The organism is Ruminococcus flavefaciens, from assembly GCF_900108555.1.
Taxonomy (GTDB): domain Bacteria; phylum Bacillota; class Clostridia; order Oscillospirales; family Ruminococcaceae; genus Ruminococcus; species Ruminococcus flavefaciens_P.
Map to the genome: position 1 here is coordinate 131,040 of NZ_FNWV01000001.1, position 16,881 is coordinate 147,920.

12 protein-coding genes are annotated in these 16,881 nt (G+C 40.6%); 5 read left to right on the forward strand and 7 right to left on the reverse strand.

The genetic code is table 11. The features are described 5' to 3' along the window. Positions 1-14: 14 nt before the first annotated feature. The 7 genes from BLW60_RS00535 to BLW60_RS00565 form a co-directional block, all read right to left on the reverse strand. Entirely contained in the window at positions 15-1,994 is a 1,980-nt protein-coding gene (locus BLW60_RS00535; RefSeq protein WP_074713965.1) for a toprim domain-containing protein, read from the reverse strand. Positions 1,995-2,134: 140 nt separating this feature from the next. Further along, a complete protein-coding gene (locus tag BLW60_RS00540) occupies positions 2,135-4,645 on the reverse strand; it encodes a heavy metal translocating P-type ATPase (protein ID WP_074713966.1) in 2,511 nt (836 codons plus the stop codon). Positions 4,646-4,742: 97 nt separating this feature from the next. Then, on the reverse strand, positions 4,743-5,093 hold the full coding sequence (locus tag BLW60_RS00545) for an arsenate reductase family protein (RefSeq protein WP_074713967.1): 351 nt from the start codon (positions 5,091-5,093) through the stop codon (positions 4,743-4,745). Between the two features lie 2 nt (positions 5,094-5,095). Further along, positions 5,096-6,535: an Asp-tRNA(Asn)/Glu-tRNA(Gln) amidotransferase subunit GatB gene (gene gatB / locus BLW60_RS00550; protein WP_074713968.1), complete on the reverse strand. Its 1,440-nt coding sequence runs from the start codon at positions 6,533-6,535 to the stop codon at positions 5,096-5,098. Further along, positions 6,528-7,961, reverse strand: a complete 1,434-nt coding sequence (gene gatA, locus BLW60_RS00555; protein ID WP_074713969.1) for an Asp-tRNA(Asn)/Glu-tRNA(Gln) amidotransferase subunit GatA — start codon at positions 7,959-7,961, stop codon at positions 6,528-6,530. The genes gatB and gatA overlap by 8 nt, the downstream gene beginning before the upstream one ends. Continuing rightward, entirely contained in the window at positions 7,961-8,227 is a 267-nt protein-coding gene (locus BLW60_RS00560) for an Asp-tRNA(Asn)/Glu-tRNA(Gln) amidotransferase subunit GatC (protein ID WP_074713970.1), read from the reverse strand. The genes gatA and BLW60_RS00560 overlap by 1 nt, the downstream gene beginning before the upstream one ends. Before the next feature lie 113 nt (positions 8,228-8,340). Then, positions 8,341-9,321 (reverse strand): cell wall hydrolase, encoded by a 981-nt coding sequence (locus BLW60_RS00565; RefSeq protein WP_074713971.1) that lies wholly within the window; start codon positions 9,319-9,321, stop codon positions 8,341-8,343. Positions 9,322-9,765: 444 nt separating this feature from the next. On the opposite strand from BLW60_RS00565, the gene BLW60_RS00570 reads away from it, so the two are divergent. From BLW60_RS00570 to BLW60_RS00590, 5 genes are all read left to right on the forward strand, one after another. Next, positions 9,766-10,722 carry an AAA family ATPase gene (locus BLW60_RS00570; RefSeq protein ID WP_074713972.1) on the forward strand — a complete coding sequence of 319 codons (957 nt, stop codon included), beginning with the start codon at positions 9,766-9,768 and terminating at the stop codon, positions 10,720-10,722. 9 nt (positions 10,723-10,731) lie between these two features. Further along, complete coding sequence (locus tag BLW60_RS00575) at positions 10,732-11,925, forward strand: DUF58 domain-containing protein (RefSeq protein ID WP_074713973.1); 1,194 nt, start codon at positions 10,732-10,734, stop codon at positions 11,923-11,925. Next, positions 11,925-14,618, forward strand: coding sequence for a transglutaminase-like domain-containing protein (locus tag BLW60_RS00580; protein ID WP_074713974.1), 2,694 nt, complete (start codon positions 11,925-11,927; stop codon positions 14,616-14,618). Before BLW60_RS00575 ends, BLW60_RS00580 begins: the two co-directional genes overlap by 1 nt. 10 nt (positions 14,619-14,628) lie before the next feature. Next, positions 14,629-15,216 carry a DUF308 domain-containing protein gene (locus tag BLW60_RS00585; protein WP_074713975.1) on the forward strand — a complete coding sequence of 196 codons (588 nt, stop codon included), beginning with the start codon at positions 14,629-14,631 and terminating at the stop codon, positions 15,214-15,216. A gap of 280 nt (positions 15,217-15,496) precedes the next feature. Then, positions 15,497-16,858, forward strand: a complete 1,362-nt coding sequence (locus tag BLW60_RS00590) for a S1C family serine protease (protein WP_074713976.1) — start codon at positions 15,497-15,499, stop codon at positions 16,856-16,858. The last annotated feature ends 23 nt before the right edge of the window (positions 16,859-16,881 follow it).

Genomic DNA, 16,881 nt, shown 5'->3' on the forward strand with positions numbered 1-16,881 from the left:
TAATCACCAAGACATCAGCTTATATCAGCAAGTTCGAGATAATCAGCACCGTATTCCGAGATATAGTCCTTACGTCCCTGAAGATCATCGCCGAGAAGCATCTCAAATACCTCGGCAGACTCGGTTATATCGTCAGCTGTGACCTTGATAAGACGACGGGTATCGGGATTCATCGTAGTAAGGCTCATCATATCTGGCTCGTTCTCACCGAGACCTTTAGAACGCTGTATAGTATGCTTTTTATCGCCGATTATCTCAAGTATACGCTGCTTTTCCTGTTCGGTATAAGCGAAATATGTCTTTTCCTTTGTGTTTATCTCAAAGAGCGGAGACTCAGCAATATACACATAGCCCTGCTCAATAAGCGTAGGTGTGAGCCTGTAAAGCATGGTAAGGATAAGAGTTCTTATCTGGAAGCCGTCAACATCCGCATCGGTACAGATAACGATCTTGCTCCAGCGGAAGTTGTTTATATCGAAGTTTGAAAGCTCCTTGTTCGCCTTTGTGGTTACCTCAACTCCGCAGCCAAGTACCTTGATAAGATCGGTTATGATCTCGCTCTTGAATATTTTGGAATATTCAGCTTTAAGGCAGTTGAGTATCTTACCACGGACAGGTATTATAGCCTGAAATTCAGCATTTCTCGCAAGCTTTACAGAACCGAGAGCCGAGTCGCCCTCCACGATGTATATCTCGCGGCGTGAAACGTCCTTTGTACGGCAGTCAACAAACTTCTCCACCATGTTTGCAAGGTCGATAGTTCCCGTAAGCTTTTTCTTTACGTTAAGACGAACCTTTTCGGCATTTTCACGGCTTCTCTTGTTTATGAGTATCTGTTCTGCTATCTTCTGAGCTTCATCAGGATTTTCAATGAAGTAAACTTCAAGCTGATGACGCAGGAATTCAGTCATAGCTTCACGGATAAATTTATTTGTGATCGCCTTTTTGGTCTGGTTTGCATAGGAAGTCTGTGTGGAGAATGATGATGAAACAAGTATCAGACATTCCTCAACATCAGCGTAGGTTATCTTGCTCTCGTTCTTCTGGTAGCCGTTCACGGACTTGATATAGCTGTCTATCTGAGCCTGAAATGCACGCTTTACAGCTTCGGCAGGTGAACCGCCGTGTTCAAGGAAGCTTGAGTTATGATAATACTCTGTCAGTTTAGCCTTATTTGAAAAAGTAAGTGCAACATCAAGCTTTACCTTATATTCAGGCTTGTCATCACGGTCTCTTCCCTTTTTCTCGGCAGTCCAGTGCTGTATGGAAGAAAGAGCTCCTTCGCCTGCTATCTCCTGAACATACTCGGTTATACCCGATTCGTAAAAGAATTCCTGCTCGTTAAAACCGCCTGCTTCATTTTCACTGCGGAAAACAAAGAGTATATTAGGGTTTACAATAGCCTGACGTTTAAGGATATCACAGAAGAACTCGTCAGAAACATTGATATCAGTAAAAACCTCAAGGTCGGGACGCCAGCGTGTTTTAGTACCAGTCTGCTTTTTCTTGCATGGCTCTTTCTTTAAACCGCCTACATTATTGCCCTTTTCAAAGTGCAGATCGTACTTGAAACCGTCACGTATTACCTGAACGTCCATAAATTCAGATGAATACTGCGTAGAACACAGACCAAGTCCGTTAAGACCAAGTGAGTATTCATAAGATTCAGCAGCAGTATCATACTTACCGCCTGCATAAAGCTCACAGTAGACAAGCTCCCAGTTATAACGTTTTTCGTTGTTGTTATAGTCAACGGGGCAGCCTCTGCCGAAGTCCTCTACCTCTATGTCGTTATTCCTGTAATGAGTAATTATTATTTTATTGCCGTAACCCTCACGGGCTTCATCTATAGAGTTTGAGATGACTTCAAAGATCGAGTGCTCACAGCCGTCCAATCCGTCAGAGCCGAATATAACAGCAGGACGCTTACGGACTCTGTCCGCGCCCTTGAGCATTGATATACTGTCGTTGCCGTAATCTTGTTTCTTAGCCATAATCCTCTGCCTTTCGGTCATGTTTTTATACATACTCAGATATTATATCACATTTATTTTTTTTTTGCAAGTCCGCAGTAACATTTTACCCATATATTGAAAAAAAGCAGCCATAAAGACTGCTTTTTCAACTTTATTTACTATTTTATGCCCTGATACTTGTATCCTGCATCAGTAATTGCTTTTTTCACGGCTTTTTCGTCCATTTCTTTTGAAATTGACAATACAGCCGTTCCATGTTCGTGACTTGTAACTGCTTCATCAACGAACGGAAGCTCTTCAAGTGCCTTTTTCACTCGTGCTTCGCAGTGTCCGCACATCATTCCCTTGATCTTTACAGTTACTATGTCCGCAGTTTCATTGACATTCTTCTCGGCGGTATTTTTTCTCTTTTTATCGTGACTGCTGTCATGCAGCTTAAAGAAATTAAGTCTCAAAGCATTTGTAACAACAAAAAAGCTGGAAAGGCTCATGGCTGCTGCTCCGAACATAGGATTCATCTGCCAGCCGAAAAGCTTATAATAAGCACCTGCTGCAAGGGGGATACCGATAATATTGTAGATAAATGCCCAGAAAAGGTTCTGATGTATATTTCTCAGAGTTGCACGGCTAAGTCTTACAGCAGCAGGAACATCACGCAGACTGCTTTTCATAAGGACTACATCGGCAGCATCTATAGCTACATCTGCACCTGCTCCGATAGCAATTCCTGTATCAGCAGCAGTAAGCGCAGGTGCATCATTGATACCGTCGCCAACCATTACAACTTTTCCTTTTTTCTTCAGTTTTCTTATAACACTTTCCTTGCCGTCAGGAAGCACTCCTGCGATGACTTCATCAACACCTGCCTGCTTGCCTATGGCGTTAGCTGTCCGCTCATTATCTCCTGTAAGCATTACAACATGGATACCCATGTTCTGCAATTCACGTATTGCCTCTGTACTTTCTTCCTTTATGACATCTGAAACAGCGATAATGCCTGCAAGCTTATCATCCTTTGAAAAGTAAAGCGGAGTTTTTCCCTGCTCCGACAATTCCCTTGCCGCTGATTGAAGCTTGTCATCAATAGCTGCTGCGGAGCTTATATATTCAAAATTGCCGCCTCTGAAAGTTACATCATTAAGCTTACCTGTCAGACCGTTGCCTGCAAGTGCTTTGAATTCCGATAACTCCTCACCTGTTATTCCTTTTTCATTTCCGTATTTTATAACAGCCTTTGCAAGTGGGTGCTCGCTTTTCGTTTCGAGGGAATACGCAATACTCAGCAATTCTTTCTCGTCAAAGCCCTCAGCTGTTATAATATCAGTGACCTGCGGCTCTCCTTTTGTAATTGTACCTGTCTTATCAAGCGCGATCACCTGTGCTTTTCCTGTCTCTTCAAGGGATATGGCAGTCTTGAAAAGCAATCCGTTCTTTGCTCCTACACCGTTTCCTACCATAATTGCTACAGGTGTAGCAAGACCGAGTGCGCACGGACAGCTGATTACAAGGACTGATATGGCTCTTGCCAAAGAATATCCGATATTTTTTCCCAATATGAGCCATACTGCAAATGTAACAAGAGCGATACCAATGACAACAGGCACAAATACACCTGAGACTTTATCGGCTATTTTGGCAATAGGAGCTTTCGTTGCTGCCGCATCACTGACCATTTTTATTATCTGAGATAATGTAGTGTCCTCACCTACTCTTGCGGCTTCACATTTCAGATAGCCTGATTGATTTATAGTAGCTGCTGATACGCTGTCTCCGACTGTCTTATCAACAGGGATACTTTCGCCTGTCAGTGCAGCTTCATTAACTGCACTTTCGCCTTCGATAACAATACCATCAACAGGGATATTTGCTCCTGGACGTACTGAAAAGATATCGCCTTTTTTTACCTGTTCAACAGGAACTTCCTCTTCAGCGCCGTCTCTTATGAGAACAGCAGTTTCTGGCGAAAGCTTCATAAGGCTTTTCAAAGCATTTGTAGTTTTTCCCTTAGACTTTGCTTCAAGCATTTTTCCGACAGTGATAAGAGTCAGTATCATTGCCGCTGACTCAAAGTACAGATCATGCATATAAACCATCAAAGCATCGTTATTGCCTTTCAACTGCGCATCAGTCATGGCAAACAGTACACAGGTGCTGTATATGAATGAAGCTCCCGAACCAAGAGCCACAAGAGTATCCATGTTGGGAGAACGGTGTATAATCCCCTTGAAGCCGTTTATAAAGAATTTCTGATTTATGACCATTACAATTGCAGCAAGCAAAAGCTGAGCAAGTCCCATCATTATATGATTTCCTTCCATAAAAGCAGGAAGCGGTGCTCCAAACATCATATGTCCCATAGAGATATACATGAGAACGATCAGAAATATTAGAGAAGCTGCAAGTCTGCGCTTCATAGCAGGAGTTTCTGTATCTTTAAGTTCATCATCTGACGTTTTAGCTGCTGTCTTTGCACCTTTCAGCGATGCGCCGTAGCCTGCATTTTTTACTGCTTCAATAATTGCAGTATCAGAAGCTGTCCCCTCAACTCCCATTGAATTGGTCAGCAGACTGACGGAACAAGATGAAACACCTTCAACGGAGGAAACTGCTTTTTCTACTCTCGCACTGCAAGCAGCGCAGCTCATACCTGTTACATTGTATTGCTTCATAACTAAACCTCCATTTCCATATACAAATTATATCAAAATACTTGACAGTTGTCAAGTATTTAGAGTGAACAAAAGCGGACTATTGTCCGCCTGTTTTTTATTTAAATAACTCCTCGTACTCTTTTTCTTTAAATCCTACAAGTACTGTATCATCGCAGATAAGGAGAGGTCTTTTTACAAGCATTCCGTCAGTTGACAGAAGCTTTAGCTGTTCCTCTTCACTCATATTCGGGAGCTTGTTTTTCAGCTCCATTGATTTGTAAAGCAGTCCGCTTGTGTTGAAAAACTTCTTCAGCGGCAAACCGCTAAGCTCATACCATTTCTTCAATTCGTCATAGCTCGGATTATTTTCCTTGATATCCCTCAACTCATAGGATATACCCTTTTCATCGAGCCACTTCTTAGCCTTCTGACAGGTAGTACATTTAGGATAACATATAAAATTCATTTTTATTCCTCCGTTTTTAATTTATTCAGTATTATTTCTTTTATCTTCTGCGGATCTGCTTTTCCTTTTGAAAGCTTCATAGCCTGTCCAATAAGATGACCAATGGCATTGGTCTTACCGTTTTTGAAGTCATCAACTGATCTCTTATTATCTGCAATGACTTCATCAGCAAGCTTACTCAGGTATTCATCATCTGAATTCTGTGCAAGTCCCAGTCTGCTGATGATGTTTTCCGTACTGCCGCCGCTGCTTAAAAGCTCCAAAAGAACTATTTTTGCACTTGAACTTGAGATAACTCCTTTTTCGGCTGAATGACACAGTTCAGCAAGCTCATTAGCTGTAAGCATGGTTTCCGATACGCTTTTTCCCGTATCATTCACATACTTTGTTATCTCGCCTACAATACGGTTTGCCGCAGACCTGTGAGAACATTTTCCTGTTTTGATACAATGTTCAAACAGTTCGGCTTTATCAGGAACATCGGCTATCATAAATGCTTCGAAATAATTCAGTCCGTATTCGGATACATAACGTATCATTTTCTTATTAGGAAGTTCGGGTATCTCAGCTTTAAGTGCATTTATCCTTTCATCACTGATAACGACCGCTCCGAGGTCAGGCTCGGGAAAAAATCTGTAATCCTGAGCATTTTCTTTATTGCGCATAAGGATACTTACACCCTTTTTATCGTCCCAACGTCTTGTCTCACGTTCGATCTGTCCATTATTCTCTATGATCGCTGTCTGCCGCTTTATCTCATACTCAATGCCTCTGACTGCCGCACTGAAGCTGTTGACATTTTTAAGCTCGCAGCGTACACCGAGAGGAGTTCCTTTTTCATGCATTGAAACATTCACATCGCACCTGATACTTCCCTCCTGCATTTTGCAGTCGGAAATTCCGATATAACGAAGTATGCTCCTTATGTTTTCAAGGAATATCCTTGCTTCTTCGGAACTCCTTATATCAGGCTCTGTAACTATTTCAATAAGCGGAACACCACAGCGATTAAGGTCGCAGAGAGTGCCGCTGTATTCATCATCATGGATAAGCTTACCTGCATCTTCTTCGATATGTATACGCGTTATGCCTATAGTCCTGACCTTATCGTTAACAAGTATATCAAGGCTTCCCTTACCGCATATAGGTATGTCAGACTGAGATATCTGATAAGCTTTGGGCAGATCAGGATAAAAGTAGTTCTTCCTGTCCATTCGGCTGACTTTATTTATCTCACAATTAAGTGCAATTCCCATTTTTACAGCATAATCGCACACTTTACTGTTGAGACGCGGAAGTGTTCCGGGAAGTCCCATACACACAGGACATATCTGAGAATTTGGAGCAGCACCGAATGAATTCTTACAGCCGCAGAATATCTTTGTATTTGTCTTTAATTCAGCGTGTATCTCAAGACCTATAACACTTTCAAGCTCAGCCATTATATCCACCTCCGATAAGCTCATATCCGTATGCAGCGTCAAATACTTTATTATCACAAAATCTACTGCCTATTAGCTGCAAACCTATAGGCAATCCTTCTTTATTTTTACCGCATGGGACACTTATAGCAGGAAGCCCTGCCAGACTTGACGGCACTGTGAATATGTCTGCCGAGTATACTTCCGCAGGGACCGCGCTCTCGCCAAGTTTAAAACCAGCTTTGGGATATACGGGAGCAGCGATGATATCACACTGCTGAAAAGCTTCATCAAATCCTGCACATAAGCTTCTGCGCAGAGAAGCTGCACGTTTGTAATAATCATCGCAAAAGCCCTCACTGAGAACAAAAGTACCGAGCATTATCCTGCGCTTGACCTCATCGCCGAAGCCTTCGCTTCTGCTGTTTTTGTACATTTCACTGAGACTTCCGCATTTCTCCGAACGATAGCCATATCTTATACCGTCATATCTGGCAAGATTTGAAGAAGCCTCGGCAGATGATATAATATAATAAGCATTTACAGCCGCTTTTATATCAGGCAGTGATATCTCTTTTACTACAGAACCGTTTTCTTCCATAAGCTTTATGGCTGACATAAAAGATGATCTTACATCATCTTCCATGTAACAACTCATCAGTTCCTTTATGACACCAATTTTTACGCCATTAAGTGCGCCTTTTAAGTTAAATGAATAATTTTTATAAAAAGCTGTTACATCTTTGATGTCTGCATCGTATATTATATTATGGAGGAGATGTGTGTCTTTTACTGTTCTTCCAATGGTGCCGATCCTGTCAAGTGAAGAAGCAAAGGCGATGAGCCCATATCTTGATACAGTCCCGTATGAGGGACAAAAGCCTACAACTCCGCATAATGACGCAGGCTGACGTACAGAACCGCCTGTATCAGAGCCAAGTGACAGTACAGCTCCGCCGCTTGCAGCTGCTGCGGCTGAACCGCCGGACGAGCCTCCTGCTGAATAATTACAGTCTACAGGATTTCTTACAGCTCCGAAATATCCTGTATCAGAAGCAGAGCCCATGGCAAATTCGTCCATGTTACTCTTTCCGATAATAACTCCGCCAGCATTTTTTATCTTCTCGATCACAAACGCATCATATGGCGGGATATAATCACAGAGCATTTTTGACGCACAAGTAGTTCTTGATCCTTTTGTAGAGATATTATCCTTTACAGCTATAGGGATACCTGCAATAAGCGGAAGTTCTTTTCCCTCTGCTATCTTTCTGTCAACGGCTTCGGCTGCCTTCTCAGCATCATCGTTAAAGGTGATATATGCGTTTAGCGTATCCTGTTTTTCTATCGCTCTCTGTAAGGTATCAAGGTATATTTCTTTCGCGCTGCACTGCTTTTTACGGAGCATCTGAGCAAGTTCAAGCGCGGTATTATCACAAAGCCTCATCAGTACTCCACCGTTTGAGGTGCTGTAAAACAGTCCTTTACGATCTCACAGGCATTGCCCAAAAGCTCGCTTTGACTGATATCGCTGCACTCAACAATGTCATCTCGGAGTTCCATCGGTTCAGGTATGATGTCATATTCACTACATTCAGGAAGATCAGACACCATTTTGATCATATCCATAAACTGAGCTTCAAAGTCCGAATATTTTTCCTTATCAATTTCAAGAGCCGCAAGGTCAGCTATTTTTCTAACGTTTATATCCATGATAAACTCCTTATTATATAGTATATCAATTATAACACACACCTTCAAAAATCGCAACTATAACATAAACGGACATAAAAAAACAGCCGACCGTATGTCGACTGTTTAATATCTTAGCTAAAATGATTTCTGTAGCCGTCACCCCAGAAACTAAAGTAACCCTGAGTAAAGGATTCCTGGTTGTCAAAATAATAGGTAACAGCATCTTTAACACTCTGTGTGACAAATGAAGAATATGTGCCCAGATCAACATATCCCCATGCACCCGTAAACTGATTTCTCTGTGTAAGAACATCATAAATAGTATTCGGGAAGCGAGGCGAATTAACTCTATTCATAATAACCTCTACTACAAGTGCCTTATCGTATGTACTGATTCCGTTGCTGCCCGCCTCGTGAGCAACAGCGTTACAAAGAAGTATGTAATCCGAATCAGAAATTCCGAGTGAGCTCTCTTCAACTACAGGCTCGATATCGGTTACTATCAGTTCTGCTTCAGGTTCAACGTATGCGTCAGTCAAATCCTGAGCCTCTGTTGGTGTTTCAACAGGTTCTGTCTCCGTAGTAGTTTCTTCGATAACTGTTGTTGTCGTAGTAGTTGTTGTAGCTTTCGTTGTAGTTGTCACAGGTTTTGTAACCAATGACGTAATTTTTGCTGCATCGTTTACGGTCTTTGCTACGATCGCAGCTGTTGTGGCTGCCTGTGTTACAGGCTCTGTGATTGCAGCCGGCGCGTGTGCCGGTGCTGGCACCGATCTTGAAATCTGAGCAGCTGTTGTAGCTGCCTGTGTAGCACGCTGAGAAGTTGTGCCTTCCTGAGCGGCAACGTAGTTTTTGCTTGCAGCCGTTGTATTTTCGGCTGTATAAGATTTCTTGGTGGTTGTTCTGTTATTTGTAGTTGCTTTTATGTCATCTGCAATAGTTGCAGCTGTTAAATTCGATGTGCTCGCCTTGATCGGAAGAACAACATCCTCCTTAACTAACATATCAGCACTTCTTACGGTAGATGAAGTTATATATGCAACTCCTATTCCTCCGCCCAATACTGATACAACTACTCCGCAAGCTAACGCCGCGGTCTTAAGATTACCCATCAACTCATCCTTTCCTGAAAAAAGCATTTTCAAATTTTTCGGGCTGTTGTTATGATAACACATCTCCCCCGAAATAGCAATACTTTCAGGATTATTTCCATTTTCTGGCGTGATTTTTCCACAATAAAATACTCCTCGGAGTAATCATGCACATATTAGTTTGATATTCTATGGATATTTTATGAACTCAATGTTAATATATATGCTGTTTTAACAGCAGTTTGTTACAAATCAGTAACAATATAGAGGGTATAAAAAATGACAAATGGTATAATCAAAGCCCAATTTTACGTGAAATTAACGTTTTTTTAGCATATTTTGACACCGTAATTGGTAACTGAATGATGACATTCCATTTTATAAAAATATACAGATTGCTATTGCAAAAACCATTTATTAATGATATAATAATTAGGTATAAACAAATTTCATAGGAGAGACAATATGAACAACAATACATATTATACAAACCAGATCAATTCTGTGATCAGCGAAGTAAAAAAAGCCGTTATCGGCAAGGACGCTATTATTATCAAGGTGCTTCTTGCAATGTTGTGTAAGGGACATATCCTCATTGAAGATATCCCTGGTGTTGGTAAGACAACTCTTGCTCTTGCTTTCTCAAAAGCACTTTCACTTGAACATAATCGTATGCAGTTTACTCCTGATGTACTTCCGTCAGATGTTACAGGTTTTTCTGTGTATAACAAATCAAACGGCAAGTTTGAATTCCGTCCCGGCGTAGCTTTTTGCAACCTCTTCCTTGCTGACGAGATCAACCGTACATCAAGCAAGACACAGTCTGCTCTGCTTGAGCTTATGGAAGAAAAAAGCATCACTGTTGACGGTAATACATACAAGCTTCCCGAGCCTTATACAGTAATCGCTACACAAAATCCTATTGGTTCGGCTGGTACACATAATCTTCCCGATTCACAGCTTGACCGTTTTATGATAAAGCTCAGTATGGGTTATCCTGATTTTGACGGTGAAGTCTCTATCCTCAAAGCAAAACACAGTGAAAATCCACTTGAAAACGTAAAACCCGTTGCTGACGCTTCATTTATAAAGGAACTTCAGGAATACATATCAAATATATATATCGACGACAGGATATATGAATATATCGTATCAATTTCAGCAGCTACTCGTAATCACCCCATGCTCAAGCTCGGTGTGAGCCCACGAGGAACTCTTGCTCTTATGCAGCTTTCAAAGGGTATCGCTGTTGCAATGGGACGTGATTACGTTATCCCCGAAGATATCTCTTATATATGCAACGATGTTTTTGAACACCGTATAATGCTCAATTCTAAGGCAAAGCTCTCAGATACATCAGCTTCTGATATAATAACAGAGATACTCAGATCAGTTCCTGTTCCGGGTATAACTGAAAAGTAAGGCGGCATCATGTTACTTACAAAAATACTGTTCATTGTTCTGATACTTGTATGTGCTGCCTTCTATATATTATATATATGGGATTTTGCACTGGTACTGCTCATCGTGATGATAGCTTTACCTATATTAATGTATATCACCACATATATAACAAAGAGAATGATCTCGGTAGAATTTGCAGTCAAAGATAAGAACGCTGCTAAAAATAAAGATTTTGCCGTTCAGCTGGTAGTTAACAACAGAAGCATCTTCCCTATCGGAAAAGCTGAGGCACATATTATATATTATAATGTATTCAGCAATCAGACTTCGGCATTCGATCTTTACCTTCCTATACAGCCGCGCAATTCACAGAGGATAACTTTCCAGCTCAAATCAAAATTCTGCGGCATAATAAAGATCAAGACTTCCTATTTAAATATATACGATCCACTCAGGATATTCAAGTTCAAAACAGGAAAGAATATCAATACCGAAGTTGTCATAATGCCCGAAGGACATGAAGTCAGCGGAATAGTCCACTACAGCGACCGTGTAAACGAAGAAAGCGATATGTTTTCCGAATATCGTCCAGGTGACGATCCCTCAGAGGTATTCGACCTTAGAGAATATAATCCAGGTGACAAACTCAACCGTATCCACTGGAAGCTGAGTTCAAAGAAAGACGATTTTATCGTAAAGGAATACAGCCTTCCTATTGATGTTCCGTGCTCATTGTTCCTTGATCTGAAGTGTTATAAAGATAACGACCTCACTCTTCCTGTATTCGACACACTTATTGAGACATTCCTTTCTATTTCACAATTCCTTCTTGATAACGAAAGAGTACATTCAGTAACTTTCTATAACGCTGCTCAGGATCAATTCGCAGAACAGGATATCAATGACAGTTCTGACCTTTCAGCTGTTATACGAAATATTATAACATCTATAAATGACAATATGTTCAGCCATTCTCCGAAACAATATTTCCTGGAAAACAATTCTCTTTCATTTGCTTCATTTACGTATATCAGTTCATTTGCTGACCAATCCATACTTGGAGATATTGATGAGAATGTAGATGCTGACTTCAAAAATGCAGTTATCGTTGCTGACTCTGTGGAAGAACTATCCGATATCAGTTCGGGATTTTCTTCTCTTAATATTATCCCCGTAATCGTCGGCAAAATATCTGCTTCTATAAAGGATATAGATATATAATGAAAAGAAAGAATTCGCAAAACATAAACGGCATTTCTATAAGTGACAGCATAGTAATGTCGGTAAAACGAAAAAACGCTAACTACAGAAAGCCTTTTTCCGCACTTATTGCTGTTATAGGCTTTACGTCAGTTCTGATGTCATTCTTCGGAATGTTCCCTTTCCGTTTTAACGGAAAGACAGTTGCAATGGCTGCAATAGGCTTCTCGATATTTTACCTTACACTATCGCTTTTAGGTAAAAAAGCACTTTGGGTGTACGGCGGTTCTATAGCAGCTTTTGTTATTTATGCGTATAAAAAATCTTCGCTCATCTCTATGGGCTTTAAGTTCGTTTACAATATCATATATAAAACCTCGTACCATTCGGAGATCAATTACTACAAAACCATAATAAAATCCTCCGAGATAAAGTCTGTCACGACGCTGTTTGTATTTTATGTATGGCTGCTTGCCATAGTATTGTATTTCTTTACTATATGCCGTCCAAATCCCGTACTTCCGCTTATGGTAACATTCCCTCTTCTCGAGCTCGGAATGTACAACGGTATAGAAGTCTCGGTATTCTGGGGTATGCTCTGTATCGCATACTGGCTCTCACTTCTTGCAATGTCAACTATAGACGTTGGTGAATACTCGGGCGGACAGAGCGGCTTTGTAAGGAAGAATAACCTTTTCTTCCCGAAACGGCATATGAAGCTTAAAGTTACTGAGAAATGCGGTATATTTATTATCGCAAGCGTTATGCTGGTAACAGCTGTATCTTACAGCTTCCTGAAGATCACACATTATAAAAGAAGCGATGCGATCAACGAAAAACGCCGTGATATCACCGAGGCAATGAATGATTTTACTTTTGAAAATCTTGCAGAAAGTCTTTCAAGCCTTACAAGTGCTTTCGGACTTGATTTTGAATATGAAAATCACAAGCTCGGCACAAACGATCATGTACGTTATAAAAATGTTACAGATCTGACTGTTACGATCGAACAGCCAGTCAAGGGTGCTATATATCTAAAAAACTATGTAGGTTCTATCTATAAGGATAATGAATGGTTCAAGCTTCCTAAATCTGCATACAAAAACAAGATATTTGATGACTTCAAAAAATATGATATATACCCACAGGATTTTCCTGCCATATTTACGAAGCTTATCTACAGTGGCAATGATAACACAATATGGATCAAGAACAGCAAAAAGAAGATGAAATACGTCTACGCACCGTATGGCACGGAGAATTTCGGAGGACTTTCATATCAGAATGACCTTACTGTTTCTCCTCAGAATGGAAAAAAGGGCGAATCATCATATAAGTTCTTCCATATAGATATTGAATCAATATCTGAATCTATAGCCTCATTAAAACAAAGGAACCATAATCTCCGTGAAGTATTTTCTGCTTCCGATATACACGATAAGCTCTGTCGTGAAGATGTTCTTGAATACTGTACCGAAAACGATCTGTTGACCTATGATGATTTCTTCTCAATAGACTATGATATCCCATATAACAGAGAGTATGTTTTGGAGAACGGTGCCACTATCATGGCACAGCTTTTGCAGAACAGCTATAAGGATTTTGTTTACGATGAATACCTTGATGTTCCGAATACAAAGGCTATGAAGGAAGTTAAAGAAGCATATGCCGAAGTTCTTGAAGGCGATACTTCATCTATCGAAGGAAAGCTGGAAGTTCTCAAAGCGATAAAGGATAAAATGCAGGGTGAATGTGTATATTCCCTTTATCCAAGAAAAACCCCTTCCAACCGTGATTTTGTAAACTACTTCCTGTTAGAAAATCACAAGGGCTATTGTATAAATTTCGCAACAGCAGGCGTTATTCTTGCAAGAATGGCTGGTATCCCCGCTCGTTATGCTACAGGATACATAATCGTAGAGGACGATGTGACCGCAGGCAAGAAAAATTCAGATAACTCTGTTACTGTTGAAGTTAAGGATAACCGCAGCCATGCATGGACAGAGATCTATCTTGACGGAATAGGCTGGATCCCTTATGAGTTTACATCAGGCTATTCTGCAAAGGAGATCAACACAGAACCTACAAAACCTGCTGAATCAACTTCTGAAAATAGTGTTACTTCAACTACACAACAAAATACACAAGCAAGTACTACTCTGAGTTCAGCAGCACGTACAAGCGGAAAACGTACTACTCTTACTACTTCTCAGGCAACACAGACTGTTACTTCCAAAGTCGGTGGTGTCGGTATAGGAAAAGGCAATGGTAAAGCTATGCCTAAGGCTGTAAAATATATCCTGCATTTCTTACTTGTTCTTCTCCTTACTGCACTTATAATCGCATTAAGAAGATATCTTATAATCCAAAAACGTGAGAAGAATTTCAATTCAGGCAAAACTCCTTCAAGAGTCAAAAATATTTATTCATATTCCGAAAAGCTCCTTGCTTCATTGAAGCTTACGAGCGAAAACGGTAATTACAAATCTTTCGCTGAAGAAGTCGAGAAAAAGCTTGCAGGAGATTATTTTGAAGCAGGAAGCTTTGAAAAGCTCACCGATATCGCTCTGAGAGCCTGCTACGGACAAGGTGTTCCCGATGAAGATGAACTGAAGATGTGCAGGAAAACAGTTGAAGATATTTCTGCAAAAATTTACAATAACGCAAACTTCATTCAGAGATTAAGGCTCAAGTTCATAAATGTACTGAAATAGGAGGGATTTTGTGAAAATAGATAATTCAAACTACATTTTTAAAGGTATCCTGCTAACAGTCTGCGGTATTCTGTTTACATTCTTTCCCGGAGTGCTCTCGTGGGTGTTCTATATTATCGGCGGAATAATCATAGTGGGAAGTGCTTTTACAGTATTGGGCGGACTTGGCAGCGGTGACGGTGCCGGTCTCATGCCGGCAGGTATAATAGGAGTCCTCATCGGATTATTCGTCATGTATCTCCCGAAGTTCATTACAGCTCAGCTTTCCCTCATTGCAGGCATTATAATAGGAATAGTCGCAATTACTCAGATAGTAAAGGCGTTGAGCAAGGATTTCACAAACGGATTGAAGCTTTTGCAGCTCATATTCGGGATTCTGCTCCTTATAAGCTCTATATTCCTTGTATTCAATCCGTTCAAGGGCGGAAATATCATTCGCATTATAATCGGTATAGTAATGCTTCTGTTTGCTGCATTCAACTATTACGTAGCATACGTCATAAATCAGCGTAATTCTTCAAATTATTCTAATCCTGACGTAATTGATGCCACAGGATATACTGCTCCTGATAATAACGATCACAATAGAATACAATAATTATCTTCCCCTCATCAAGCAGAAGAATCTCTGTTTGATGAGGGGAGCTTTTTTGTGCTTTGAACCGAAAAGTGTTCATACTGTGAAGAACACACTAACAAAACTTTCGCATTCATTCACACAGCTTTTATATATGTGAAAAATACAACACCCAAAATCCAGAAAAAATCTACATTCATTGCAAATTTATTTCACACAGAGGAAATATAATATAATCACAGCAACGGGAAAGACTCCCGATAAAAGCGAAAATAAAATTCTGAAAGGAATAGTGAATATTATGAAAAACGAGTACAAATACACAGTAAAAGGCATGAACGAGAACAACGAAAACAATGAGGTAAACGGTATGAATAATAATTACAGTGAATATACCTGCTTTTCAACAGACAGCAATGTATCTAAGAAATTCAAAAGACGTATGACTGCTAAGATAGCAGCATCGATCATGGCAATGGTTCTTGTATCCGGTGGTTCTATCGGTATCTACCATTACGCATTCGGAACAAATAATAACCTGACAACATTAGCCGTTGAAGAAACGGAAGAAACAACTGAAAAAGCTGCTGAGTCCACTATCTCAGCTAAAACCGTAAACTATACTAACCTTACAGAAACAAACCGCGATGAACTCACCACAGAAGAAGTAGTCCAGAAGGTACTCCCTTCTGTTGTAGGTATCGAGTCCACTTTCACAATGACTTCACAGAGCAACGGCGGCGGTTACTTTAACTTTGGCGGATTTGGTCAAAATCAGCAGCCGCAGACTTCCACTGCAACAGCTACGGGCACAGGTGTAGTTATCACAACTAACGGTTATATCGTAACTAACGCTCACGTTATCTATGATACAGAGTATAACTCAGGTCTGGCAAGCAGCATATCCGTTATCGTCAATGAAGAAGACCGCTATGATGCAGAGGTCATCGGATATGATACAGATTATGACCTTGCTGTACTTAAAATAAACGCTAAGGATCTTGTTGCAGCCGAATTCGGCAACAGTGATGACCTTGAGCTCGGTCAGAATGTTATTGCCATAGGTAATCCTCTTGGCTTTGACCTTATGAACACTGTCACAAGCGGTATCGTATCGGGACTTAACCGACAGATCACCATAAACGAAAAATCAATGACTCTTATCCAGACAGATGCAGCTATCAACTCAGGCAACTCAGGCGGACCTCTCATCAACAAGAAAGGTCAGGTAATAGGTATCAACTCTTCCAAGATGTCTGCATCATATTCTGAGGCAAGCATCGAAGGTATCGGCTTCGCTATCCCCTCAAACGAAGCATCAAGGATCGTTGAAGATATAATGGAATACGGCTATGTAACAGGCAAGCCTCAGTTAGGTATCAGCTGTCAGGACGTTACCGAGAACATTTCAAGAATGTATGATCTTCCTGTGGGAGTATATGTTACTGAAGTAAAACAGGACGGTGCAGCTGCAAATGCAGGAATACAGTCAGGCGATATAATCATCAAGGTAAATGGTGAAAGTGTTACAACTTATGAAGAACTGACTGCCAAGAAAAACGAACATAAAGCAGGCGAAACCATCGAGCTTACCTACGTCAGAGACGGCGTTGAAAATAAGGTCACAGTAACACTTGACGAAGCTGTAGCCGCACAGAATTAAGTTACCCGATCCCCTCTCACTAT